At 65.8% G+C, this 23,298-nt stretch carries 18 protein-coding genes and 4 tRNA genes; 6 read left to right on the top strand and 16 right to left on the bottom strand.

Going from position 1 to position 23,298, the window contains the following annotated elements; genetic code table 11:
* Window positions 1-68: 68 nt before the first annotated feature.
* From P0M04_RS17690 to P0M04_RS17655, 8 genes are all read right to left on the bottom strand, one after another.
* Window positions 69-410: an HNH endonuclease gene (locus P0M04_RS17690; RefSeq protein ID WP_259447772.1), complete on the bottom strand. Its 342-nt coding sequence runs from the start codon at window positions 408-410 to the stop codon at window positions 69-71.
* 40 nt (window positions 411-450) lie between these two features.
* Window positions 451-1,545, bottom strand: coding sequence for a tartrate dehydrogenase (locus P0M04_RS17685; RefSeq protein ID WP_259447773.1), 1,095 nt, complete (start codon window positions 1,543-1,545; stop codon window positions 451-453).
* 26 nt (window positions 1,546-1,571) lie between these two features.
* Window positions 1,572-2,957 carry an MFS transporter gene (locus P0M04_RS17680; protein WP_259447774.1) on the bottom strand — a complete coding sequence of 462 codons (1,386 nt, stop codon included), beginning with the start codon at window positions 2,955-2,957 and terminating at the stop codon, window positions 1,572-1,574.
* Between the two features lie 64 nt (window positions 2,958-3,021).
* Window positions 3,022-4,239, bottom strand: a complete 1,218-nt coding sequence (locus tag P0M04_RS17675) for a YeeE/YedE family protein (RefSeq protein ID WP_259447775.1) — start codon at window positions 4,237-4,239, stop codon at window positions 3,022-3,024.
* 76 nt (window positions 4,240-4,315) lie between these two features.
* Window positions 4,316-5,434, bottom strand: coding sequence for an alpha/beta fold hydrolase (locus P0M04_RS17670; protein WP_259447776.1), 1,119 nt, complete (start codon window positions 5,432-5,434; stop codon window positions 4,316-4,318).
* 118 nt (window positions 5,435-5,552) lie between these two features.
* Window positions 5,553-5,628 (bottom strand) — tRNA-Asn (locus P0M04_RS17665).
* A 22-nt stretch (window positions 5,629-5,650) separates the two neighbouring features.
* Complete coding sequence (locus P0M04_RS17660; protein WP_259447777.1) at window positions 5,651-6,745, bottom strand: acyl-CoA dehydrogenase family protein; 1,095 nt, start codon at window positions 6,743-6,745, stop codon at window positions 5,651-5,653.
* A gap of 52 nt (window positions 6,746-6,797) precedes the next feature.
* Window positions 6,798-6,873 (bottom strand) — tRNA-Asn (locus P0M04_RS17655).
* A 158-nt stretch (window positions 6,874-7,031) separates the two neighbouring features.
* On the opposite strand from P0M04_RS17655, the gene purT reads away from it, so the two are divergent.
* The 3 genes from purT (at window position 7,032) to P0M04_RS17640 (ending at window position 11,446) form a co-directional block, all read left to right on the top strand.
* Window positions 7,032-8,192 carry a formate-dependent phosphoribosylglycinamide formyltransferase gene (purT, locus tag P0M04_RS17650; RefSeq protein WP_281042038.1) on the top strand — a complete coding sequence of 387 codons (1,161 nt, stop codon included), beginning with the start codon at window positions 7,032-7,034 and terminating at the stop codon, window positions 8,190-8,192.
* A gap of 98 nt (window positions 8,193-8,290) precedes the next feature.
* Window positions 8,291-10,354 carry a TonB-dependent siderophore receptor gene (locus P0M04_RS17645; RefSeq protein WP_259447779.1) on the top strand — a complete coding sequence of 688 codons (2,064 nt, stop codon included), beginning with the start codon at window positions 8,291-8,293 and terminating at the stop codon, window positions 10,352-10,354.
* Between the two features lie 3 nt (window positions 10,355-10,357).
* Window positions 10,358-11,446, top strand: coding sequence for a PepSY-associated TM helix domain-containing protein (locus tag P0M04_RS17640; RefSeq protein ID WP_259447780.1), 1,089 nt, complete (start codon window positions 10,358-10,360; stop codon window positions 11,444-11,446).
* A gap of 43 nt (window positions 11,447-11,489) precedes the next feature.
* Here P0M04_RS17640 and P0M04_RS17635 read toward each other — a convergent pair.
* The 3 genes from P0M04_RS17635 to P0M04_RS17625 all read right to left on the bottom strand — a co-directional run bounded on the left by P0M04_RS17635 (window position 11,490) and on the right by P0M04_RS17625 (window position 13,084).
* Window positions 11,490-11,565: transfer RNA gene (locus P0M04_RS17635), tRNA-Asn, on the bottom strand.
* A gap of 66 nt (window positions 11,566-11,631) precedes the next feature.
* Window positions 11,632-11,707, bottom strand: a tRNA-Asn gene (locus tag P0M04_RS17630).
* A gap of 165 nt (window positions 11,708-11,872) precedes the next feature.
* Window positions 11,873-13,084, bottom strand: coding sequence for an amino acid aminotransferase (locus P0M04_RS17625; protein WP_259447781.1), 1,212 nt, complete (start codon window positions 13,082-13,084; stop codon window positions 11,873-11,875).
* A gap of 107 nt (window positions 13,085-13,191) precedes the next feature.
* On the opposite strand from P0M04_RS17625, the gene uvrB reads away from it, so the two are divergent.
* Both uvrB and P0M04_RS17615 read left to right on the top strand, forming a co-directional pair.
* The gene (gene uvrB / locus P0M04_RS17620) at window positions 13,192-15,288 is read left to right on the top strand and encodes an excinuclease ABC subunit UvrB (protein WP_259447782.1); all 2,097 of its coding nucleotides are present in this window, start codon (window positions 13,192-13,194) and stop codon (window positions 15,286-15,288) included.
* Between the two features lie 66 nt (window positions 15,289-15,354).
* Window positions 15,355-15,711 carry an NTF2 fold immunity protein gene (locus P0M04_RS17615; protein ID WP_259447783.1) on the top strand — a complete coding sequence of 119 codons (357 nt, stop codon included), beginning with the start codon at window positions 15,355-15,357 and terminating at the stop codon, window positions 15,709-15,711.
* A 14-nt stretch (window positions 15,712-15,725) separates the two neighbouring features.
* Here P0M04_RS17615 and P0M04_RS17610 read toward each other — a convergent pair whose 3' ends face one another.
* Window positions 15,726-16,637 (bottom strand): LysR family transcriptional regulator, encoded by a 912-nt coding sequence (locus tag P0M04_RS17610; protein ID WP_259447784.1) that lies wholly within the window; start codon window positions 16,635-16,637, stop codon window positions 15,726-15,728.
* Window positions 16,638-16,739: 102 nt separating this feature from the next.
* Between P0M04_RS17610 and P0M04_RS17605 the strand changes: the two genes are divergently transcribed.
* Window positions 16,740-17,843, top strand: coding sequence for an aldo/keto reductase (locus P0M04_RS17605; protein ID WP_259447785.1), 1,104 nt, complete (start codon window positions 16,740-16,742; stop codon window positions 17,841-17,843).
* On the opposite strand, the gene P0M04_RS17600 is transcribed toward P0M04_RS17605, so the two are convergent.
* From P0M04_RS17600 to P0M04_RS17585, 4 genes are all read right to left on the bottom strand, one after another.
* The gene (locus P0M04_RS17600) at window positions 17,795-18,373 is read right to left on the bottom strand and encodes a hypothetical protein (protein WP_259447786.1); all 579 of its coding nucleotides are present in this window, start codon (window positions 18,371-18,373) and stop codon (window positions 17,795-17,797) included. The two genes, P0M04_RS17605 and P0M04_RS17600, sit on opposite strands and share 49 nt — an antisense overlap.
* 13 nt (window positions 18,374-18,386) lie before the next feature.
* On the bottom strand, window positions 18,387-18,923 hold the full coding sequence (locus tag P0M04_RS17595; protein ID WP_259447787.1) for a PEP-CTERM sorting domain-containing protein: 537 nt from the start codon (window positions 18,921-18,923) through the stop codon (window positions 18,387-18,389).
* Between the two features lie 19 nt (window positions 18,924-18,942).
* Window positions 18,943-20,832, bottom strand: a complete 1,890-nt coding sequence (locus tag P0M04_RS17590; RefSeq protein WP_259447788.1) for a S53 family peptidase — start codon at window positions 20,830-20,832, stop codon at window positions 18,943-18,945.
* A 200-nt stretch (window positions 20,833-21,032) separates the two neighbouring features.
* Window positions 21,033-23,294, bottom strand: a complete 2,262-nt coding sequence (locus tag P0M04_RS17585) for an ATP-binding protein (protein WP_259447789.1) — start codon at window positions 23,292-23,294, stop codon at window positions 21,033-21,035.
* Window positions 23,295-23,298 lie beyond the last annotated feature (4 nt).

The following is a 23,298-nucleotide window of genomic DNA, read 5'->3' as shown; positions in this document are numbered from 1 at the left end:
GACGGTGGTGACGTTCGATTCAATCGTGCGGCATAAGCGATGCCATCCTGATAACGGCAAATTGGCACTCAGCGGTTCTTCTTTTTATTCGATGTAAACGTCCGCGCATAAAACGCCGGCGGCTTCTTCGCCACCCAGTCGATGAACGCCCGGATCGCGTCATCACCCTGCAGCGCGTCCCACGTGTGATACGCATGCAGCAACTCGCGTTCGGAAAACGTCGCGTGGATCTTGCGGTGGCAGATCTTGTGGATGGGGAACTGTTCCCTGCCCTTCAGCGACTTGGGAATCAGGTGATGCCGGTCGATGTTGACCGTGCCGAGCGGCCGGCCGCACAGCGGACACGGGCTGTCCGCCGCGGCAGGCTGGGCAGGAAAATCGAAGTCGGGAATGCGGGAACGGCGCGCCATGTTTCGTATATCGGGGTGGCCGTGCCCGTTTAAAGTATGATCAGCCTCGCACGCGCGCCGCGATGGCGTCGCCCACTTCGACCGTCGTCGCCGTGCCGCCCAGGTCGCCCGTGCGCGGTCCGTTCTTGAGCACGTCCTCGATCGCGGCCACGATGGCGTCGTGCGCCTCGCCGCAGCGCGGGTCCGCGTCGGGACCGTCCGCGAGGAATGCCAGCATCATCGCGCCCGACCAGATCATGGCGATGGGGTTGGCGATGCCCTTGCCCGCGATGTCCGGCGCGGAACCGTGCACCGGCTCGAACAGCGACGGGAACGTGCGATCCGGATTCAGGTTGCCAGAGGGCGCCAGGCCGATCGTGCCCGTGCAGGCCGGGCCGAGGTCGGACAGGATGTCGCCGAACAGGTTCGACGCGACGACCACGTCGAAGCGGTCGGGCTGCAGCACGAAGCGGGCCGTCAGGATGTCGATGTGCTGCTTGTCGACGGTGACGTCCGGATAGTCGGCGTGGATGGCGTCCGCGCGGCCGTCCCACCACGGCATGCTGATGGCGATGCCGTTCGATTTGGTCGCGACCGTCAGGTGCCGGCGGCGGCGCGCGTTGGCCAGTTCGAAGGCGTAGCGCAGCACGCGGTCGGTGCCGTGGCGCGTGAACACGGATTCCTGGATCACCATCTCGCGCTCGGTGCCCGGGAACATCACGCCGCCCAGGTTCGTGTACTCGCCCTCGGTGTTTTCGCGCACGACGAAGAAGTCGATGTCGCCCGGCTTGCGGCCGGCCAGCGGGCACGGCACGCCCTCGAACAGCCGCACGGGACGCAGGTTGATGTACTGGTCGAATTCACGGCGGAACTTGAGCAGCGAGCCCCACAGCGAGATGTGGTCCGGCACCAGCGCGGGCCAGCCGACGGCGCCGAAATAGATGGCATCCATGCCGGACAATTGCTCTTTCCAGTCGGGCGGCATCATCTCGCCGTGCTGGATGTACCAGTCGCAGCTGGCCCACGGAAAATGCTTGAACTCCAGCTGGAGGCCGAAACGCTCGGCCGCGGCCGCCAATACCTTGAGGCCTTCCGGCAGGACTTCCTTGCCGATGCCGTCGCCGGCAATCGCCGCGATCTTGAAACGTCGTGTCATCTGATTTCTTTCTTGAATGGTGAAGCTCATACCGCCGGCGCCGCAACGACGAGGCGCGAAAAACTGGCCACGCTGGCCGCGAACGAGAACGCGGCGGCGATGCCGAGCGCGAACCACGGCCCGCGCACGTGGGAAATGGTAAGGCAGAACGCCACCAGGGCGGCGCCCGTCGCCTGCCCCGTCAGGCGCGCGGTGGCGACCATGCCGCTCGCGCTGCCGGCACGCGAGGCCGGCGCGCTGCCCATGATCGCCTTGACGTTCGGCGCCTGGAAAAAGCCGAAGCCGATGCCGCACACGGCCATGCGCCAGCCGATGTCGAGGGCGGACGGCGACGCCGGCAGGCTCATCATCGTGACGAGGCCGGCCGCGAGGATCAACAGGCCGATACCGCCCAGCAGGCCCGGAGAATAGCGGTCGCTCAATCGTCCGGCCACGGGCGCCATCACGCCGACCAGCACGGGCCAGGGCGTCATCAGGAAGCCCGTCTCGACGGGCGAACGGCCGAGCGTCGTTTCGAAAAAGAACGGCAGCGCGACGAACGCGAGCGCCTGCGCCGCGAAGGTGCAGATGGCGGTGATGGTCGACAACGCGAACAGGGGACGACGGAACAGGTCCACGGGCAACAACGGCGCAGGATGGCCTCGTTCGCGGCGCAGCAGCAGTGCGAAGAACACCAGTGCGATCACGGCTTCCGGCAACAGCGTCCGCATGTCCGCGCGGTGCGCGGCATCGCCCAGCACCAGCACGGCCATCGAAAACGCGACGACGTTATAAAAGCCGGCGAGCCCGTCGACGCGGTGGCTGGCGCGGCGCGTCTCCGGGAGCACCTTGCGCGCCATGAAGAACGCGACGATGCCGGGTATCACGTTGATGCCGAACAGCCACTCCCACGACGAGAATTTAAGGATGATGGAGGCAAGGCTCGGCCCGAGCCCGAAGCCGACCGCGACCACGAGGGCGTTGGTGCCGAAGCCGCGTCCCTGCAGCTGCGCCGGATACGTGGCGCGCAGCAGCGCCGTGTTGACGCCCATGATGGCGCTGGCGCCGAGTCCCTGGAACAGGCGCGCGACGATCAGCACGGGCAGCGACCACGCGAGCGCGCATGCGAGCGAGGCCACCGTGAACAGGGCCATGCCGGCCACGTAGACGCGGCGGTAGCCGATGGTCTCGCCCAGCGCCGCGATCGGCAGCAACGTGGCGACCATGGCGAGCTGGTAGGCATTCACGATCCACACCGAGTCGGCCGGCGTGGCGTGCAATTGCTGCGCCATCGCGGGCAGCGCGGTGTTGGCGATGGCGGTATCGAGGGACGACATGCCAACGCCCAGCGCGAGGGCGAGGATGGCCCAGGCACGCGGCCCCGGCGGCAAACCGTCCTGTTCGAGAGATGTTGTATTGACTGTTGCTTGCATGCTCGATCCTGACGGCAAAGGATCGATTGTAGGCCGGTTGGCCGAAGCTTGCAGCGACCCGGCCTCAGCAGCCGCTCGGTTTCACTCGTTCCACTTCGAGCCCGAACAGCGGCCGCAGCCGCGTGCCGAAGACGTTGCCGGCGAACGCGGCCACGAGCCACAGCCAGCCGTGCAGGCTGCCCGACACGATGCCGCTGAAGTAGGCGCCGATGTTGCAGCCGTACGCCAGACGCGCGCCATAGCCGAGCATCAGCCCGCCGGCGACGGCCGCGAGGAGCGAGCGCAGCGGCACGCGCCACACGGGCGCATACCGGCCAGCCAGCGCCGCCGCCAGCATCGCGCCCAGCACGATGCCGATGTCCATCACCGACGTCACGTCGTGCGACACGGGCGCGGCCAGCGCGGCGGCGTTCGCCTTCGTCGACCAGTAGGTCCAGCTCGCCGTATCGATGCCGATCGCCTGCGCGGCCTTGGCGCCCCACAGGGCGAACGCGGACGTCACGCCCCACGGCCTGCCGGACAGCGCGAGCGTCGCGAAGTTCAGCACGACGAGCGCGATGGCACCGGCCACCAGCGGCCACGGCCCGTGCAGCCATGGCGACCTGTGCGCGGGCCGCACGGTCGGGTCGACGAGGCGGCCGTGGCGGCGCTTCTCGACGACGACGGTGACGAACGCGATCAGCGCGAACACGCTCCAGTTGAGCAGCAGCGCCGGGGCCAGGCCCAGCGTCTTGACGAGCGAGACCGGTTTCAGTTGCGGCAGCGACGTCCAGAACGGCATGTGCGCGGTCGCGATGACGGAACCCGTGATGAACGCGAGCAGGGTCACGATCATGCGCGTGCTGCCGCCGCCGACCGTGTACAACGTGCCGGACGCGCAACCGCCGCCCAGCTGCATGCCGATGCCGAACATGAACGCGCCGATGATGACGGACGTGCCCGCGGGCGATACGAGGCCCGTGACGGGATTACCAAACAACGTTCCTGCAGACAGTGCTGGAAAGAACAGCGCCACGCCGACCGCGAGCATGATCATCTGCGCGCGCAGGCCGGCGCCGCGGCCGTCCGCGATGAAGACGCGCCACGCGGACATGAAGCCGAACGCGGCGTGGTACAGCGCGAGGCCGAGCAGCGCGCCGACGACGAACAGCGCGGCGTGCTTTGCCCCAACGGTCTGCGCCAGATACCAGGCGCCGAGGACGATGAGCAACAGCGCGATGCCGAGCGGTTTCGGGTTGATGTCGGCGCCGCGCGGCAGTGAAGACGTAGCGAGTGTGGACATGGGATAGGTGCCTGAAGAAACGTAATTCGTTATTGTCGCGCGTTTCCTCGTTCCACGCAGGTGTCGAGTTCGTTACTCAGGAGGCCGCCAGCGTGGTGCGCCGCATGAATTGCCGGATGGCTTCCGCATACCTCGGTCCCTGCTCGATGAGGCCATTGTGCCCGGCCGGCGCCAGCCTGACGAAATCGGCGTTCGGGGCGAGGCGGCTGATCTCGATGCCGGCTTCCGGCTTCGTCAGCTTGTCGACGTCGCCCGTGATCGCACGCACGGGGATGCGGATCGCGCCCGGCGTCGCCGTCTCATCCCAGCGCAGGACGGCGCGCAGGCCCTTGGCGATGACCGATGGCGTGTCCTTGACGTTGTAGCGCGACGCGAAGTCGAGCTGTTCGCGCGTCACGCTGCCGCTCAGCGACGTCAGCCGGTTCACGATGTGGCTCGTACCGTTCATGTAGCTCATAAAATTGCTCAGCCGGATCAGTGGCGACAGCACGATCGTGAGCAGCAGCAGCGGTTCGATGACGGGCCAGCGCAGCAGGCGCATCAGGCCGCCGCCGATGACCGTCTTCAGCGGCCACGTGTGCGTCGTGTCCATCAACACCATGCCGTTGATCTTGGTCCGCAACAGGTCGGGGTGCAGGCGCGCCAGCGTCAGCATCATCATCCCGCCGATGCTGTGGCCGACGAGGGTCACGGGCGCGTTGCCGGTCTGGGCGATGACCGTGCGCAGGTCTTCGGCGAGGCGCTCGATCGAGTAGCGGCGGTCGGCCGGCTGGCTCGACCGGCCCAGTCCCGGCAGGTCCCACAGCACCAGGCGATAGGTCTGCGCGAGTTCGCGGCGCACCGAGTACCACGCGTCGCTGTCCAGCGCCCAGCCGTGGGTCAGCACGAGGACCGGACCGTCGGCCGGGCCGTCGAATTCGATGTGGAGGCGGCTGCCGTCCGGGGCGTCCAGCATCTGGCCGGCATCGGCATGCGTCGTGGGCGGGGAGTCCGTGCCACGAGGATAAAAAGCGAGGACGATCATGCGGCCGAACAGGGACCATGCGATCGAGGCGATACCGGACCAGAGCCAGGCCACGGCGATGAGGGCGCCGGTGAACCAGCCCCAGACCATCCAGATGCCGCCGGCCAGCAGGGCCAGCGATGCGATGCTGGCGATGGTGCTCAACAAGAAAGGTAGTGGAAGAATGAACATGCGTGCTCCGAGGGGTGGAAAATCGACACCCGATCTTAGCCCGCCTACCCGAACTGCATTGTTCGCTTGCCAGCGCAAAACAAAAAGGCCGCGTCACAGACGCGGCCTTTCGAAATTCTGGCTCCCCGACCTGGACTCGAACCAGGGACCTGCGGATTAACAGTCCGTCGCTCTACCGACTGAGCTATCAGGGAAAGGAGGCCGCATTATAGCGGCTCAGTTCTGCGGCAGCAAGAGCGCATGTTGCGACGCCGTGTGGAAGTCGCGCCAGACGCGGTTGACGGCGCTGTCGGCGCTGGCCGCCACGAGGCCGCAGTACGGATACAAGGTGTCGACGGCGTGGCGCGACGCCGCCACCCACTCCTGCGCCAGCGCCTGCATCTGCGCGGCCTGCCCGTCCGCGACGGGGGCGCCGGCAACGACGTCGGCCCACGTCGCGTCGAGCAGGGCATAGAACCGGCCGCGCACGTCATCGAGTCGGGAAGAAGCACCATCCAGCACCGCGCGCACGGCCGGCACCTCGATCAGCAACTCGTTTTGCCCGCCGAACCGGTTGCGCCGGCGCGCGATGCAGGCACGGGCCAGGTCGACGAAGTGATACGCCATCCCGGCCACGTTCGCGGCCAGCGTGACGAAGGCGAACGGGAGAAATGGAAAGCGGTACAGCGGCCCCTGCTCGCGCGCGGCGTCCGGATCGATGACGAAACCGTGGTCGGCATGGATCCACGCGCCGCGGATCCGGTACGCGTGCGATGCCGTCGCGCGCAGGCCGATGCTGCGCCAGCGGGGCACGATCTCGACGATCTCCCTCGGCACCACGAACGCCTGGATGCGCGGTTGTCCGGCCGCATCGAGCAATGGATGGCCATCCGCGCGCAGGTACGCGTTGAACGTGAAATGCGTGGCCATCGGCGCGCCGCTGGCGTAGTCCCATTCGCCCTCGATGCGCCAGCCGTCGCCGTCGCGGTCCGCGTGGCCGGTCGGGGCGCCGCTGCCCGCGAGGCAGGCGCGCGGCGTGGAGAGAATGGCGCGGGCCAGGTGCGGCGGCAGGAAGCCCGCGAACCAGCCCGCGCCGGCGCACAGGGTGACGGTCCAGCCGACGCTGCCGTCCACGCGGGCGATGGCTTCTTCCAGCCGCACGACGTCCGGCAGCGGCCGCTCTTCCCCGCCGACGGCGCGCGGCGCCAGCATGCGCAGCCAGCCCCGGTGATGGATCAGGGCCTGCTGGACGGGGTGCAGCCAGCCGTCCGTGTCGGCGATGGCGGCGTAGTGGTCGATGCGGGCGGCGTCGCGCGGGGAAAGGATAGTCATGGCAGGGCGGAAACGAAAAAGGCCGCGTTGGATAACGCGGCCTTTTGAATTCTGGCTCCCCGACCTGGACTCGAACCAGGGACCTGCGGATTAACAGTCCGTCGCTCTACCGACTGAGCTATCAGGGAATTGAGGCAATATTATAGCAGGAATCCGGGAATTGCCAAATCGCGCCCGCGGCGTGCGTCCGCAAGCACTGTTTGCTATAGTCGCCGTCTTCCCGACCTGCCCCTACTGACCAATGACCATCCTCGGCACGCCCCTCTCCCCTTCCGCAACGAAAGTCATGCTGCTCGGCTCCGGCGAGCTCGGCAAGGAAGTGATCATTTCCCTGCAACGTCTCGGCGTCGAAGTGATCGCCGTCGACCGCTACCCGGACGCGCCCGGCCACCAGGTCGCGCACCGCGCGCACGTCATCGACATGACGGACGGCGCCGCCCTCGCCGCGCTGATCGAACAGGAGAAGCCGGATCTCGTCGTGCCCGAGATCGAGGCGATCGCGACCGCCAAGCTGGCGGAGCTGGAAGCGCTAGGTGCCATCACCTGCATTCCGACCGCGCGCGCCGCACAGCTGACGATGAACCGCGAAGGCATCCGCCGCCTCGCCGCCGAGGAACTGGGCCTGGCCACGTCGCCGTACCGCTTCGCATCCAGCCTCGACGAACTGAAAGCCGCCTGCGCCGAGATCGGTTTCCCGAACGTCGTCAAACCCGTGATGTCGTCGTCGGGCAAGGGCCAGTCGAAGCTGGACAGCGCCGCCGACGTCGAGAACGCGTGGCACTACGCCGCGTCCGGCGGGCGCGTGGACGCGGGCCGCGTCATCGTTGAAGGTTTCATCGACTTCGATTACGAGATCACCTTGCTGACCGTACGCGCCGTCGGTGTCGACGGTAATGTCGAGACGCGCTTCTGCGAACCGATCGGCCACAAGCAGGTGCATGGCGACTACGTGGAATCGTGGCAGCCGCAGCCGATGGCGCCGCTCGCCTTGCAGCGTGCGCAGGAGATCGCGGACAAGGTCACGGCCAACCTGGGCGGCCGTGGCGTGTTCGGCGTCGAGCTGTTCGTCAAGGGCGACATGGTGTGGTTCTCGGAAGTGAGTCCGCGCCCGCACGATACCGGCATGGTGACGATGGCGACGCAGGTGCAGAGCGAATTCGAACTGCACGCCAAGGCGATCCTCGGCCTGCCCGTGAACACGGCGCTGCGCGCGCCGGGGGCGTCCGCCGTGATCTACGGCCAGCTGGAAGAAGCGGGTATCGCGTTCGAAGGCGTGGCCGACGCGCTGCGCGTGCCGGGCAGCGACATCCGCCTGTTCGGCAAGCCGGAATCGTTCCAGCGCCGCCGCATGGGCGTGGCGCTGGCGACGGCGGACGATGTCGACACCGCGCGGGCGCGGGCGCTGGAGGCGGCGGGCAAGGTCAGGCCCGTGTCCGGCAAACGGTGATCACAGGGCGCCGCGGCGCCCTTTTTTGTGCCCAGGTCGGGTTGACAGATGCCGAACATAAAATGATAATCGTTCTCATTATCATTTGCATTACAACCATGAACCGTCATCTCATCGCCCTCCTCGTCGCATCCGTTTGCGCCAGCCTCGCCCATGCGCAGGACGAAGTCACCCAGGTCCACGTCAGCGCCACCGGCTACCGCACGACGGGCACCAAGTCCGACCTGAAGCCGCTCGAGGCGCCGATGAGCTACGAGGTCTACGACAGCGACCTGCTGGCGAAGCGCCAGGTGGACACCGTCAACGAGGCGTTGCGCTACGTCTCCGGCGTGACGCCTGAAAGCCGGCCGAACGTGACCATCTTCGACCAGTACACGATCCGCGGCTTCGAAAGCTACCGCAATTACTACGATGGCCTGCCCCTGCAGTACAACGGCCTGTGGAACCTCGTGCCGCAGGTCGACGCGTGGGCGACGGGCAGCGTCGAGGTGCTGAAAGGGCCGACGTCCGTGCTGTACGGCTCGGCGCCGCCGGGCGGCATGGTCAACCAGACGGCCAAGCAGCCGCAGTCCACGCAGGACAACGTCGTGCGTGTGCGTATCGGCAACGACAACCTGCGGGAACTGGCGCTCGACAGCACGGGGCCGCTGTCGCGGGACGTCGATTATCGCCTGCTCGCCCTCGGCCGCCAGCGCGACGGCCAGCAGGCCACGACGCGCGAAGAGCGCTACCTGCTCGCGCCGTCCGCGACGTGGCGCATCTCGCGCGATACGAAGCTGAACGTGAACGCCTACTACCAGAAGGACCCGGCGCTGGTGCCGTCCACGCCGCTGCCGGCCACGGGCACCTTGCGTCCCGCGCCGTACGGCGAACTGGACAGCGACGCGTACGCGGGCGACGTCAACTGGGCCGGCATGTCGCGCACGGTCAGGATGGCGGGCTGGAAGTTCGAGCATGCGTTCGGCAACGGCGTGATGTTCCTGCAGAACGTGCGCTGGACGAAGGCCGACGGCTTCCAGCGCAACACGTATAACTACGGCCTGCAGGCCGACGGCCGCACGCTCATCCGCTCCGCCTATTTCACGGACGAGCACCAGGACGGCTGGGTAGCCGACAACCAGCTCGCGTTCCGCACGGCCACCGGCCCCATCGCGCACCGCCTGCTGGCCGGTGTCGATTACCAGAAGATGGATTCGCACGTGCGCTACGGCGACACGCTGAGCACGGACACGCCCACCATCGACCTGGGCAACCCGGACTGGAACCTGCTGGATCCATCCAGGCTGCCGTTCGACACGTACACGGAACGGCACGACATCGACCAGTCCCAGCTCGGCTGGTACGCGCAGGACGAGGCGAAATGGGGCCCGGTGACGGTCGTCGCCGGCCTGCGCCGCGACCGCTACCGCAGCACCGACGACAACGGTGGCGCGGCCACGCGCATCGCGCAACGCCGCACGAGCGGCCGCCTGGCCGCGATCTGGAAGCTGGACAACGGCGTCGCGCCGTACGTGAATTATTCGACGTCGTTCGAGCCGACGTCGGGTGTGGATTCGCTGACAGGTAACGCGTTCAAGCCGACGACGGCGAAGCAGGTCGAAGCCGGCGTCAAATACCAGTCGCCCGACCGGCGCACGCAGCTGACGGGCGCGTGGTTCGATATCCGCAAGCAGAACGTCGTCGTCAACACGCCCACGTTCAACCGCTACACGCAGAACGGTGAGGTCCAGTCGAAGGGACAGGAAGTGTCGTGGCGCCAGATCGTCACGGGCGACCTCGACCTCACCGTCGCCCTCACCCACCTCGACATGCAGGTGACGAAGAACGAACTGGACCCGTCGCTGATCGGCAAGACGCCGGTCTGGGTCGCCGACAAACAGGCGTCGGCGTGGCTGAACTGGAGCGCCGCCGCGCGCCTGGACCTGAGCGGCGGCGTGCGCTACATCGGCCGCAGCCAGGCCGATGCCCTGAACACGGCGACCGTGCCGGGCTATGCGCTGATCGACGCGGCCGCATCGTACCGGCTGACGGACCGCACGACGCTGGGCGTCACCGTGAGCAATCTCGCCGACAAGCGCTACGTCGGCGCCTGCCACGACGCCAACAATTGCTGGATGGGCGCGCAGCGCAGCGTCGAGATGAGCCTGTCGACCCGTTTCTGAGCGATGCACTACCGTACCTGGTATGCCATCCACAAGTGGACGAGCCTCGTCTGCATGGTGTTCCTGCTGATGCTGTGCGTAACGGGGCTGCCGCTGATCTTTTCGCACGAGCTGAACCATGCGCTCGGCAACAGCGTCGAGGCGCCGGCGCTGGCCGGACGTGACGCAGCGCGGCGCGCCGACCTGGACGCCATCGTCGCCGACGCGCAGCGCCGCCGTCCGCACGACGTGCCGCAGTTCATCGTGGCCGAGGCGGACGAGCCGGACCTCGTCAACGTGCGCATGGCCGCGCGCGTCGACGACCCGGGCCTCACCGCGTACTACACGTACGATGCGCGCACAGGCGCCTTCCTGAGCGACTATCCGCTCGACAGCGGCTTCATGACCGTGATGCTGCGCCTGCATACGGACATGTACTCGGGCCTGCCCGGCACGTTGCTGCTCGGATTCATGGGCATGCTGCTGGCGGCGTCGATCGTGTCCGGGGTCGTCGTCTACGGCCCGCACATGCGCAAGCTGAAGTTCGGCACCGTGCGGCACGCCCGCGCGGGCCGCATATCCTGGCTGGACCGGCACAACGTGCTGGGCATGGCGACGCTCGCGTGGCTGTTCGTCGTCGGCCTGACAGGCACCGTCAATGCGCTGAACCGGCCCATCTTCGCGCAATGGCAGGCGACGGAACTGGCGGCGCTGGCGGCCCCGTACGCGCACCTGCCGCCCGTGACAGCCACGCCGTCGGCCGCCGCCGCCGTGAACGCCGCAAAGCACGCCCGGCCGCACATGTCGCTCAGCTTCATGGCCTACCCCGGCAACGGCTTCGCGACGCCGCGCCACTTCATCGCCTTCATGCAGGGCGACACGGCCGTGACATCGAAACTGCTGGACATCGTGATGATCGACGCGGTCACGCACGACGTCGTCGCGACGGGCAGCATGCCGTGGACGGTGTCCGCGCTGATGCTGTCGCAACCGCTGCACTTCGGCGACTACGGCGGCCTGGCGCTGAAGCTGCTGTGGCTGCTGCTAGACGTGCTCAGCATCGTCGTGCTGTGGAGCGGGCTCGTGCTGTGGTGGAAGCGGCGCGGGGCGTAAACGACGAAGGGGCATCGATCGCTCGATGCCCCTTCAGAAATTCTGGCTCCCCGACCTGGACTCGAACCAGGGACCTGCGGATTAACAGTCCGTCGCTCTACCGACTGAGCTATCAGGGAATAGGTGTTGGTATTATAGCCGCTCACCAACGGCTTGCACAGGTTGGACGCAACCGTGCGGAAACTTGGCTCCCCGACCTGGACTCGAACCAGGGACCTGCGGATTAACAGTCCGTCGCTCTACCGACTGAGCTATCAGGGAATTGGTGGGGGCTTGAATAGCCTGCTGCGCGTTGCATTTCCGGTCTGCGATGCTCGCCGTACCGTAAGTACGGCTGCGCTTCTCGACCGGAACTGCTGCCGCTCGCGACGGCTCTTCAATGCCCCTGATACGCTAACAATGATTGCTTAGCGGAAGGCCGAGATTTTAGAGAACTTTTGCGATGGCGTCAACGACGCGATCGATGTTCTTCGAGTTCAGCGCGGCCACGCAGATGCGGCCGGTGTCCACGGCGTAGATCGATTCGGCGCGCAGCTTCTCGACCTGGTCCTTCGTCAGGCCCGAGTACGAGAACATGCCGACCTGCTCGCGCACGAAGGCGAAGTCCGAATTCGGTGCCTTTTCGGCCAGCTTCTTGACCAGCTCGTCGCGCATCTGCTTGATGCGGACGCGCATGCCGGCCAGCTCGTCTTCCCACAGTTGACGCAGTTCCGGCGTCGACAGGACGGTCGCGACGACCTTGCCGCCGTGCGTCGGCGGGTTCGAGTAGTTCGTGCGGACGATACGCTTCAGCTGCGACAGCAGGCGGGCCGCCTCTTCCGCGGTCGATGCGACGACGGACAGTGCGCCCACGCGCTCGCCGTACAGCGAGAACGACTTCGAGAACGAGTTCGACACCAGCAGCGGGCCGGCGGTGTCGGTGAAGCGGCGGACGACGGCGCCGTCTTCCGCGATGCCGTCGCCGAAGCCCTGGTAGGCCATGTCGAGGAACGGGATCAGGTTGTTTTCACGCACGACCTGGATCACCTGGCCCCACTGGTCGGCATTCAGTTCGGCGCCGGTCGGGTTGTGGCAGCAGGCGTGCAGGACGACGATGGCGCCTTCCGGCATCGCTTTCAGCGCGGCCAGCATGCCTTCGAAGTTGACGCCGTGCGTGGCCGCGTCGTAGTAGGCGTAGTTGTTGACGGTAAAGCCGGCGCTTTCGAACAGCGCGCGGTGGTTTTCCCAGCTCGGGTCGCTGATGTAGACTTGCGAATCCGGCGAGAAGCGCTTCAGGAAGTCGGCGCCGATTTTCAGCGCGCCGGTGCCGCCCAGGGCTTGCACCGTGACTGCACGTTTCTCTTGAATTACGGCGCTGTCGGCACCAAATACGAGTTCTTGTACAGCTTTGTCGTACGCACCCAGGCCTTCGATCGGCAGGTAGGTACGCGGCGTCGGTTGTTCCATCAACTTCGCTTCCGCTTTCTGAACGCATTCCAGCAGCGGCACTTTCCCGTTGTCATCGTAGTAGACGCCCACGCCCAGATTGATCTTGGCGGGGTTGGTATCTGCGTTGAAGGCCTCGGTGATGCCGAGGATCGGGTCGCGGGGAGCCATGGCGATGGCGCTGAAGATGCTGGCAGAAGCTGGGGAATTCATCGTGATAAACTTGGTTTGTCGGCTGGGTTCGCAGCGGTTGTATAGATAGGCGGTCTGGACGATGCCAGATCGCAGGCGGATTCTCATTCTAGCAAAGGTCTGATCCAATGGCAGATTTATCGGTTGCAAATTCACCAGCACCCACGGTCATCACGTTCCCGGATTCCCCGTTCAAGCTGCACCAGCCCTTCCCGCCCGCGGGCGACCAGCCCACGGCGATCGAAGGCCTGGTGGAAGGCATCGATGACGGCCTGATGTACCAGACGCTGCTCGGCGTGACCGGTTCCGGCAAGACTTATACGATGGCCAACGTGATCGCCCGCGCAGGCCGTCCGGCGATCGTGTTCGCCCCGAACAAGACCCTCGCGGCCCAGCTGTACGCGGAGTTCCGCGAGTTCTTCCCGCAGAATGCCGTCGAGTACTTCGTCTCGTACTACGACTATTACCAGCCGGAAGCGTACGTCCCGCAGCGCGACCTGTTCATCGAAAAGGACTCGTCGATCAACGAGCACATCGAGCAGATGCGTCTGTCGTGCACGAAGTCGCTGATGGAGCGGCGCGACGTCGTCATCGTCGCAACCGTGTCGGCCATCTACGGTATCGGTAATCCGAACGAGTATCACAAGATGATTCTCACGTTGCGCACGGGCGACAAGGTCGCGCAGCGCGACGTCATTGCGCGCCTGATCCAGATGCAGTACACGCGCAACGAAATGGACTTCGCGCGCGGCACGTTCCGCGTGCGCGGCGACACGATCGACATCTTCCCGGCCGAACACGCCGAGCTCGCGATCCGCGTCGAGATGTTCGACGACGAGATCGAATCGCTGCAACTGTTCGACCCGCTGACCGGCAAAGTGCGTCAAAAAATTCCGCGCTTCACCGTGTACCCGGGCTCGCACTACGTCACCGGCCGCGCGACCGTGCTGAAGGCCGTCGACTCCATCAAGGCCGAGCTGCGCGACCGCCTGGAGGAATTCCGCCAGCAGGGCAAGCTGCTGGAAGAGCAACGCCTCGAGCAGCGCACCCGCTTCGACCTCGAGATGCTGGCCGAAGTCGGTTTTACCAAGGGCATCGAGAACTACTCGCGCCACCTGTCAGGCTCGATGCCGGGCGAACCGCCGCCCACCTTGATCGACTACCTGCCGAAAGACGCGCTGATGTTCATGGACGAGTCGCACGTGATGATCGGCCAGTTGAACGCGATGTACAACGGCGACCGTTCGCGCAAGGTGAACCTCGTCGACTACGGCTTCCGCCTGCCCTCCGCGCTCGACAATCGCCCTTTGAAATTCTCGGAATTCGAGAACAAGATGCGCCAGTGCATCTTCGTGTCCGCGACGCCGGCCGACTACGAAAAGGAAAAAGCCGACAACGTCGTCGAGCAGGTCGTGCGTCCGACGGGCCTCGTCGACCCGCAGGTCATCGTCAAACCCGCGCGTTCGCAGGTGGACGACCTGATGGGCGAGATCACGGACCGCATCAAGAAGGACGAGCGCGTGCTGGTCACGACGCTGACCAAGCGCATGGCCGAGCAGCTGACGGAATACCTGTCCGACCACGGCATCAAGGTGCGCTACCTGCACAGCGACATCGACACGGTGGAGCGCGTGGAAATCCTGCGCGACCTGCGCCTGGGCACGTTCGACGTCGTCGTCGGCATCAACCTGCTGCGCGAGGGTCTCGACCTGCCGGAAGTGTCGCTCGTGGCCGTGCTGGACGCCGACAAGGAAGGCTTCCTGCGTTCGGAACGCTCGCTGATCCAGACCATCGGCCGCGCGGCACGTAACCTGAACGGCGTGGCGATCCTGTACGCGGACCAGATCACGGATTCGATGAAGCGCGCGATCGACGAAACGGAACGCCGCCGCGCCAAGCAGATCGCGTTCAACGAGGCGAACGGCATCACTCCGAAGGGCGTGCAGAAGAAGATCAAGGAAATGATCGACGGCGTCTACAGCGCGGCCGCGCAGAAGGCCATGCTGAACGACGTCGGCTTGTCGGAAGACGCCGCCAAGGTCGAGGGCATGAGCGAGAAGCAGATTTCGAAAGAGATCAAGCGCCTCGAAAAGCTCATGGTCGACCACGCCAAGAACCTCGAGTTCGAGAAGGCGGCCCAGGTGCGCGATCAACTGCATGTCCTCAAGCAGCAGGCGTTCGGGGCGCCGGGGGCGGACAACGTGGTGTCGATTCTCGGCAAGTAAGCATCAAGCGAAACGGCTCTTCGGAGCCGTTTTTCCTGCCTTCGCTTCGGACTCGGGGCTTAACTCGTGCGAATCACTTCGGTATTTCTCTTGCTTGTCCTCGCTTCGACTGACCTTACCCTCACGCATGCGGCTGAACAGGTCGACAAACAGCAGCTAAAAGAATCCGAATCCGTGGCGGGATATCAGCCAGCTAATGGCGTTGTTCCTGATCCGGCAACAGCTGTTGCCATAGCCGTCGCCGTGTGGGAGCCAATATATGGCAAGAAGAATGTCGCTGAAGAAGCCCCTTATCGGGCAACGCTAAAGGACGGCCGTTGGACCGTGACTGGTACGCTTCCGAAAGGAAGGGTTGGTGGGACAGCGACTGCAGTGATCGATAAGATGAACGGGCGAATCATCACGATTTTTCACACGAAGTAAAGTTGCGTCGAACTTCACTGTTCATCCGCACCGCCCAACCGTTCAGCGCAATAATCGATAAACGCCCGCAGCTTCGCAGGCAAATGCCGCCGCGTCGGATAGTAGAGATGAAACCCCGGCTGTGTCGACCAACACGCCGGCAACACGGGCACGAGCCGGCCCGCGGCAAGGTCGCTTTCGACCTGCCGGCGAAAGACGTGGGCGATACCGATCCCGTCGCGCGCCGCGCCCGCCATCGACGCGCTGTTCGTCAGGATCAGCCGCCCGTCGACCTCCGCGTCGACGAGGTTGCTATCCCGCATGAGCTCCCACCGGTAGATCGCATTGTTCTTGCGGAACCGATAGCGGATGCAATCTTGCTGCTGCAGTTCCTCGATCGTGCGCGGCAGCCCGCGCCGCGCCACATAGTCCGGCGACGCCACCATGCACAACTGCTCCTGCCGCGTGAGCGGCACGGCCACCATGTCGAGCTGGACGGATTCGCCGAGGCGCACGCCGGCATCGAAGCCGCCCGCGACGATGTCCACGAAGCCCTCGTCGAAGCCGAGTTCGACCTTGATGCCGGGATGGCTTGCGAGAAAACCGGGCAGCAACGGACGCAGCCAGACGGCGTACACGATGTTCGCCATGTTCAGCCGCAAGATGCCGCTGGGTCCGCTGCGGAACGCGTCCAGCTCGGCCGCCGCCTGCGTGAGCTCGGCGACAGCAGGACCCACGCGTGCGAGAAATTGTTCCCCCGCTTCCGTCAGGCTCACGCTGCGCGTCGTCCGGTTCAACAGGCGCACGCCCAGCCGTTCCTCCAGTTGCCGCACCGTCTGGCTCACCGCCGACGGCGTTACCTCCAGCAACGCGGCCGCGGCCGTGAAATTGCCCTGCTTCGCCACAGTGGCAAAGGCCAGCAGGCCGTCCAGTTGCGTCAGTTTCATTATGAAGTCGAGCTTAATAAGGAATGAAGATTATGCATGTTTTTCTTCCTTATCGAGCCGGCTATTCTGTCGTTCATTCACTCACGAACAAGGAGAACGACCATGAATCAGCCCATCTACTACACCCTCGGCCGCACGGGCCTGCGCGTCAGCCGTTTGTCGCTGGGCGCGATGACGTTTGGAACGGAATGGGGCTGGGGTTCCGACAAGGCAGCGGCCGAGACCGTCTTCGATCTCTATCGCGACCACGGTGGCAACTTCATCGACACGGCGGATGTGTACACGAACGGCACGAGCGAAACGTGGCTGGGCGAATTCATCAAGGCCAGCGGCTCGCGCGACGAACTCGTGCTGGCCAGCAAATACACGTTCAACCTGGCGGCCGCGAATCCGAACGGCGGCGGCAACGGCCGCAAGAACCTGCTGCGTGCCGTCGAAGGCTCGCTCAAGCGCCTGCAGACGGATTACCTCGACGTGTTCTACGTCCACGCCTGGGACCAGCTGACGCCCGTCGAAGAAGTGATGCGCACCCTGGACGATCTGGTCCGCGCCGGCAAGATCCGCCACATCGGCCTGTCGGACGTACCAGCCTGGTACGCGGCGCGCGCCCAGACCCTGGCGGAATGGCGCGGCTATGAACCGGTGTCGGCGCTGCAGCTGCAGTATTCGCTCGTCGAGCGCAACATCGAACACGAATACACGCGCCTGGCCACCGAGCTCGGCATGGGCATCACCGTGTGGAGCCCGCTGGCGAGCGGTCTGCTGGCCGGGCGGTACAAGCGCGACGCCGCCACCGACGGCCGTCTCGCCGCGATGCAGGGCAACGGCAATCCGGCCTTCCAGCACCTCACGGAGCGCAATTTCCAGATCGTCGATGAACTGGAAAAAGTGGCCGACGAGATCGGCCGGCCGATGGCACAGGTGGCCCTGAACTGGGTGGCAAACCGTCCGGGCGTGGCCAGCGTGATCGTGGGCGCGTCGCGGCCGGAGCAATTAAAAACGAATCTCGGGGCGCTGGACTTCGAGCTCCCCGCCGAGCTCGCCCACCGCCTGGATGAGGCCAGCAAGCCCGTGACGCCGTTCCCCTACTACTTCTTCACGAATGCGATGCAGGGCATGATGTACGGCGGCGCCCGGGTTGGCGACAAGCCGACGGGTTATCGGGCGCCGGTGCTCGTCGAGGGCTCGGGAAGCGGGGTCGAGTAATGTCGGCCAATGGCGAAACGCCGGCGTATCCGGCCTGACGTGTCCAGCTCTACGCCCTGCCCGCCAACCATCGTCTTGCCGTGGCAGTCCGTATCGATACAGCGCGCGACGCAACCGGTACAGGCCTGAGCCGTCCCGTCCGCGAACGCTTCGCAATGGTCGAATTGCGCGGGCACGATGATGTCGAACGTCGCCCCGATGAAGTAGCCGCAGCGGCGTCCGGCAGACGTGAACCGTTCGATGCCGTCGGGATTGGGCATGTCGAAGTCACCTGTGTAGGCAATGTTCGGCACGATCACGCGGCCGTGCACGTCGACGGCGACGAGTTCGCGCGTTTCCGCGATCAGGATGGTGGTCGGGGCCGACCGGAGCCGATTGACGAAGCGGGCCTCCACCTTCCGGGCGGCGCCCGTCGTTTGAAAGCATCGCGTCGACCATTCGGCGTTCCGGTCGGTCCGCGGGCAGAGGTCCGCCGCGGCGCCATGTGTCGCACAGCACAGGAGCAACGCGGCAAGGCGTCGCGACGGCATGCCGGCCTTCACATCAATCCGCCTCCACAACGGCCTTGCGCCGCCGCACCCCGACCATCCCGGCCAGACCGAGCGCCACCAGCGCCAGACTCACCGGCTCCGGAATATCGGAAACGGCACGCCCCGTGAACCCGGCACCGTCGACGAGGAACGTGCCGCCCAGGCGCAGGTCATAGGTCCCGCTCGTGATCCAGCCCGCGCCCCTGGCCAGTTCGCTCGCCAGGCTCAGGCTCAGCGCGTCGATCGGCGTGAACAGGTCGCCCGCGAAAAAGCCCAGGTCCGTGAATGCAATCGAGCCCGCGAAGTCCGGGAACACGACGAACGAGAACCAGGCTGGCTCGGGCGGCGTGTTGAACAGGAAGTCGAACTCGAACGTCTCGCCGGCCAGGGCGCCCGGCGCCGAGATGCCGAAGTCCCAGGTCTGCGTCGTGGTCGAGCCGAACTCGGGCACGACGAAGAACATGTCCGTGTACGTCGGCGTGGCGGAGGCGTTGAAGACGGCGCAGGTCGCGAGGACGAGGCCGAGCAGCATGTGTTTGATCGATTTCATGTGGTTCTTCCCGAAAGGTTCACAGATTCACGCCGAGAGCGCGCGCGAGGTTCGTCACGTCGAGCGAGCCGAGGCCCGTCGCCGGATTGAACGTGTTCGTGCTCTTGTAGTAGAGGTTCGTGCCGGCCGTGATCGCGCGGAACGGCGACTTCGCGCCATAGCCATAGGTCTTGAAGGCGCCGTACAGCTGCGGGTGCAGCAGGCCCAGGCGGCTGTTCCTGCCGGCGGCGATCAGGGTGAAGATGCCGTTCAGTTGCGGCGCGACGAAGCTCGTGCCGCCGCTGCCCGAACCCCACTGCCCTTCGAAGTACACGAGGTAGCCGCTGTACGGGTCGGCGTTGAGCGACACGTCCGGCAGGTTGCGCCCCGGGGTGGCAGGCGGCAGGTCGATCAGCCACTCGTACCCCGTGCCCGGATCGCCCAGCACCGACGCCTTGCAGTACAGGCTCTGCGCCGCCGACGTCGATGCCACGCCGGCCAGGTTGTTCTGGTACGACGGCCGGCCGAAATCGACGCTCACGCCGCCACCGCCGCCGACCGGGAAATAATCCGTGTAATAGGTCGTCTGGCCGTAGTACTGCGTGATGTAGTTGCGCAGGTAGTCCCACGCCCAGGCGCGCTCGGTCGGGATCGTGATATTGCCGTACTTGTGCACCTGCGTGTGCGGCAAGGTCGTGCCGCCGGCCGCGAGGACGGCTGTGTCCGACGCCGGGTGATCGGTCGTCAGCAGGGTCGTGCAGGCGGGATACGGCAGCACGCTGTTGATGTCGAAGGCGCCGGCGTCGCCCGACGCGGCGATCACGGGGATGCCCTGCAGCGCGGCCTGGATGAACACGGCGTGGAACGCGGCCAGGTCCTCGGGGGCGTTGAAGATCTCGGCGGCGCCCCAGCTCACGGACAGCGTGTCGACGATGTTCTCGTCGACGGCCGTCGCGAACATGTCCAGGAAACCATTGCCCTGGTTCGGCGCCAGGTAGACGCGGATGTTGGCGCCCGGCGCCACGCCGCCCGATTGCTCGATGTCGAGGGTGGTCTCGCCCGCGCCGTCGCTGCCCGGACCGTCATCCGGCAGCGGACCGCCATCGACCAGCACGTCGGTGATGCGGTTCGGCGCGACGGCGAGGCCCAGCGCATTCCAGTAGCCATACGCATCGGACTGGCGATAGCCGGCCAGGGTAGCGATGCCGATGGTCTTGCCGGCGCCCGTCACGCCGGCCGAATACAACGGGTTGACGTTGTACTTGGCGGCCAGGTCCCGCACCGTGTATTCGCCCGGCAGCGATGCGGCCGCGGCATTCGCCGTCGGGACACGGCTCGGCACGAGCTTCGACTCGCCGGTCGCCACGCCCGAGGCCGGCTGGCGCACGATATTGCTGTGGAAGAGCGGCCGGCCGTTCAGGCCGTGCACGGCCTTGACGATGCCGGACAAGTTGGCGGGCACGACGGTCGTGCCCGCCGGCGCCTCGTAGGTGCGGCCCAGCGTCCGGTAAGCATGGATCGGGCTGCCGAACACGGCGGCGAGTTGCGCATTCGTGCCCTTCGCGGAAATCAGCAGGTTGTTCGCATAGACTTTCGTGACCGTCAGGCCCTGGGACTGCAGGAAGTTGACGACCTGGGCGATGGACGTCGCGTCCTGGCCATACAGGCTGCCGACCTGTGCCGGCGTCAGGAATTTGCGGTAGTTCGGGCTGGACGGGTCGACGATGGACGCCGCGTGTGCTTCCATCGCGGCGGCGTTCCTGACGGCCAGCGACAGCGTGATCTGCCGCACTTCCGACTGGGGCGCGATGCCCAGGTCGACGATGCGGGCGTCGCGGTCGAGGTGGAACTGGGTGGAGGTCGTGGCGCCGTGCGCCAGCGACGTGGTCAGCACGCCGATGACAACAGCGATTGCGGTAAGCGTTCTCAAATCAGACTCCCTGTCGATTGTTGAAGATCCCGCCGGGAAACGGCAGGCTCATCCGCAATCAAGCAAGGGGTATGCCATTATCTGTAACCAAGAGTTATTTCCTTGATTAATCAAACGCTTGTTTCATTTTTACCGGATTGAATTGTGTCGAATAGTTGTAACGATGTAAATTTTCCCGACACACATGTATTTGATTGTCATCAAACCGCTGGCCGCACCGCGTCTTCGGTCCGGTAGCGCGCCACGAAGGCGGCCAGGTCCTTCGAGTGATAGCCCCGCGCCAGCGCATCCACGTGGTCGGCGAACGGCGCGTAGGCCGGATCGAGCGTCCGCAGGTGGCCGGCCTGTTCGCGGATCTTGCGCATGTTCCCGATCCGCACCAGCTGCCACAGCACCTCGATCTCGTCGGTGGGCGGAACGACCAGCGCGGCCTCTTCTCCCTCCGGCGGCGCTTCCTGCGCAGGGCGGCCGGTGATCCAGGTCAGCGCCAGCAGCGTGCCGATGGTGCGGAGCAGGACATCGTGTTCGACCGGCTTGGGAACGAAGGCATTCGCGCCCGCTTCCAGGCACCGCGCTTCGTCGTCGGGACTGGCGCCCGCCGTCACGGCGATGACCGGGACCCGGCGCCATGCGGGCATGAGGCGGATCCGCCGCGTCGTCTCGTTGCCATCGATAACGGGCATCATGACGTCCATCACGATCAGGTCGGGCTTGAAGCTGTCGAGCAGCACGAGGCACTCCAGGCCGTTCTCGGCCGCGGCCACGACGAAGCCCATCGACTGCAGCAGGTCGATCAGCATCGCGCGGTTCTGCGGCACGTCGTCGACGATCAACACGCGCTTGCGCTCGCCTTCATAGCCGACGATCGTGCCCGGTGCCGGCAGGTTGGCCGGGCTGCCGGTGGCGACTGGCGCCGCGAGTTCGAACCAGAACGCGCTGCCCTTGCCTGGTTCGCTGGCGACGTCGATGTTCCCGCCCATGAGGCGCACCAGTTGCTGGCTGATGGCCAGGCCCAGGCCCGTGCCGCCGGCGCGCCGCGGCATGTCGGCCACCTGTTCGAACGGCTGGAACAGTCGCCCCAGCTGTTGCGGGCTCATGCCGATCCCGGTGTCGGTCACCTCGAAGCGAAGCCGCACGCAGGCGTCGTCCCCGATGGAGGACGGCACGCGCAGCACCCGCAGCGAGACCGTCCCGCGATCGGTGAACTTGACCGCGTTGCCCAGCAGGTTGAGCAGCACCTGGCGCAGGCGCGTCTCGTCGATCGTCACCGCGGCCGGCGCGTCGGGCGCGAGCGCGTACTCGAACGCCAGGCCCTTTTCCTCGGCCTTCACGCGCATGATGTCGACCACCACCTGCAGGAACGTGCCGAGGTGGACCGCGGCAGGATACAGCTCCATCCTGCCGGCCTCGACCCGAGCGAGGTCCAGGATGTCGTTGATGAGGGTGAGCAGGTGCTGGCCGCTCTCGTGGATGGTGGCGACGCTGGCGGCCTGCCGGTCGTTCAACTGGTGCCGGTCGCGCTTGAGCAATTGCGCATAGCCAATGATGGCGTTGAGCGGGGTGCGCAATTCGTGACTCATCTGCGCCAGAAAATTGCTGCGCTGGCGCGCGAGGCCCACCGCCTCCGCCAGCGCCGCCTCGCGCGCCGCCTCGGCCGCCTTGCGTTCCCGGTCGACGGCGGCCAGGTGTTCCAGGCGCGATGTCGTGTCGGACAGGCTGGCCCGGAAATGCAACAGGCCCAGCGACAGGCCGAGGATGCCGCAGGCGATCCAGGCGAACACCAGGCCCATGAGCAGCGCCGTCTTCGAGATCCACTTGCCGTGGAACCGGATCGACCGCACCTCGAGCGTGATCGACTGTCCGTGCGGAACGGCCCCCGTCGACAATTCCACGGCCGTCACCCGGTCGAACCGAGCATAGCTCTTGGACAGCGGGACCTTGTGCGTGCTGCGCCACCAGTCGGCGGTGCGCAGCACGTTCATCGGAATCGTGAACGTGGCCTGCTCGGGCAATTCGATTTCCGCCTCGTTGAACCGCTGCGAATTCCAGTCGCCGGGCGTGGAAAACTCCGGCTCGAAATTCATCACATGCAGCTTGATGAGGTGCGGCGGCCGTCCCGTGTAGCGCAGGTCGAAATCGATCGAATCGAACCCGGACAGGTCGATCCCCTTGCCCGGCCGGCCCAGCAGGAATTGCATCTTGCAGAACCCGTACGTCGCGACCGTGCCCAGCGCGCACCGCATGACGAGCGCATCGGGCGTGCGCTCCAGGATGGCGACCGAATTGCCTTTCAACTCGGGCCGGTCGTCGGCGACCCGGGCGCCGTGCGGCTGGCTGGGCGAGATCTCGATGGTCCGGACCATCCCGTAGTGCTGCCAGACCAGCAGCGCCGGCGTCGCCAGCAGCAACAGGATGACCAGGTAATAGCTGATCGTCGTTCGGCGGGAGAGCGACTGGTTCATTGTG

Source organism: Telluria mixta, assembly GCF_029223865.1.
Classification (GTDB): domain Bacteria; phylum Pseudomonadota; class Gammaproteobacteria; order Burkholderiales; family Burkholderiaceae_D; genus Telluria; species Telluria mixta.
Note: the sequence above shows the minus strand (reverse complement) of the source record. Positions and strands in the feature narration are given on the sequence as shown.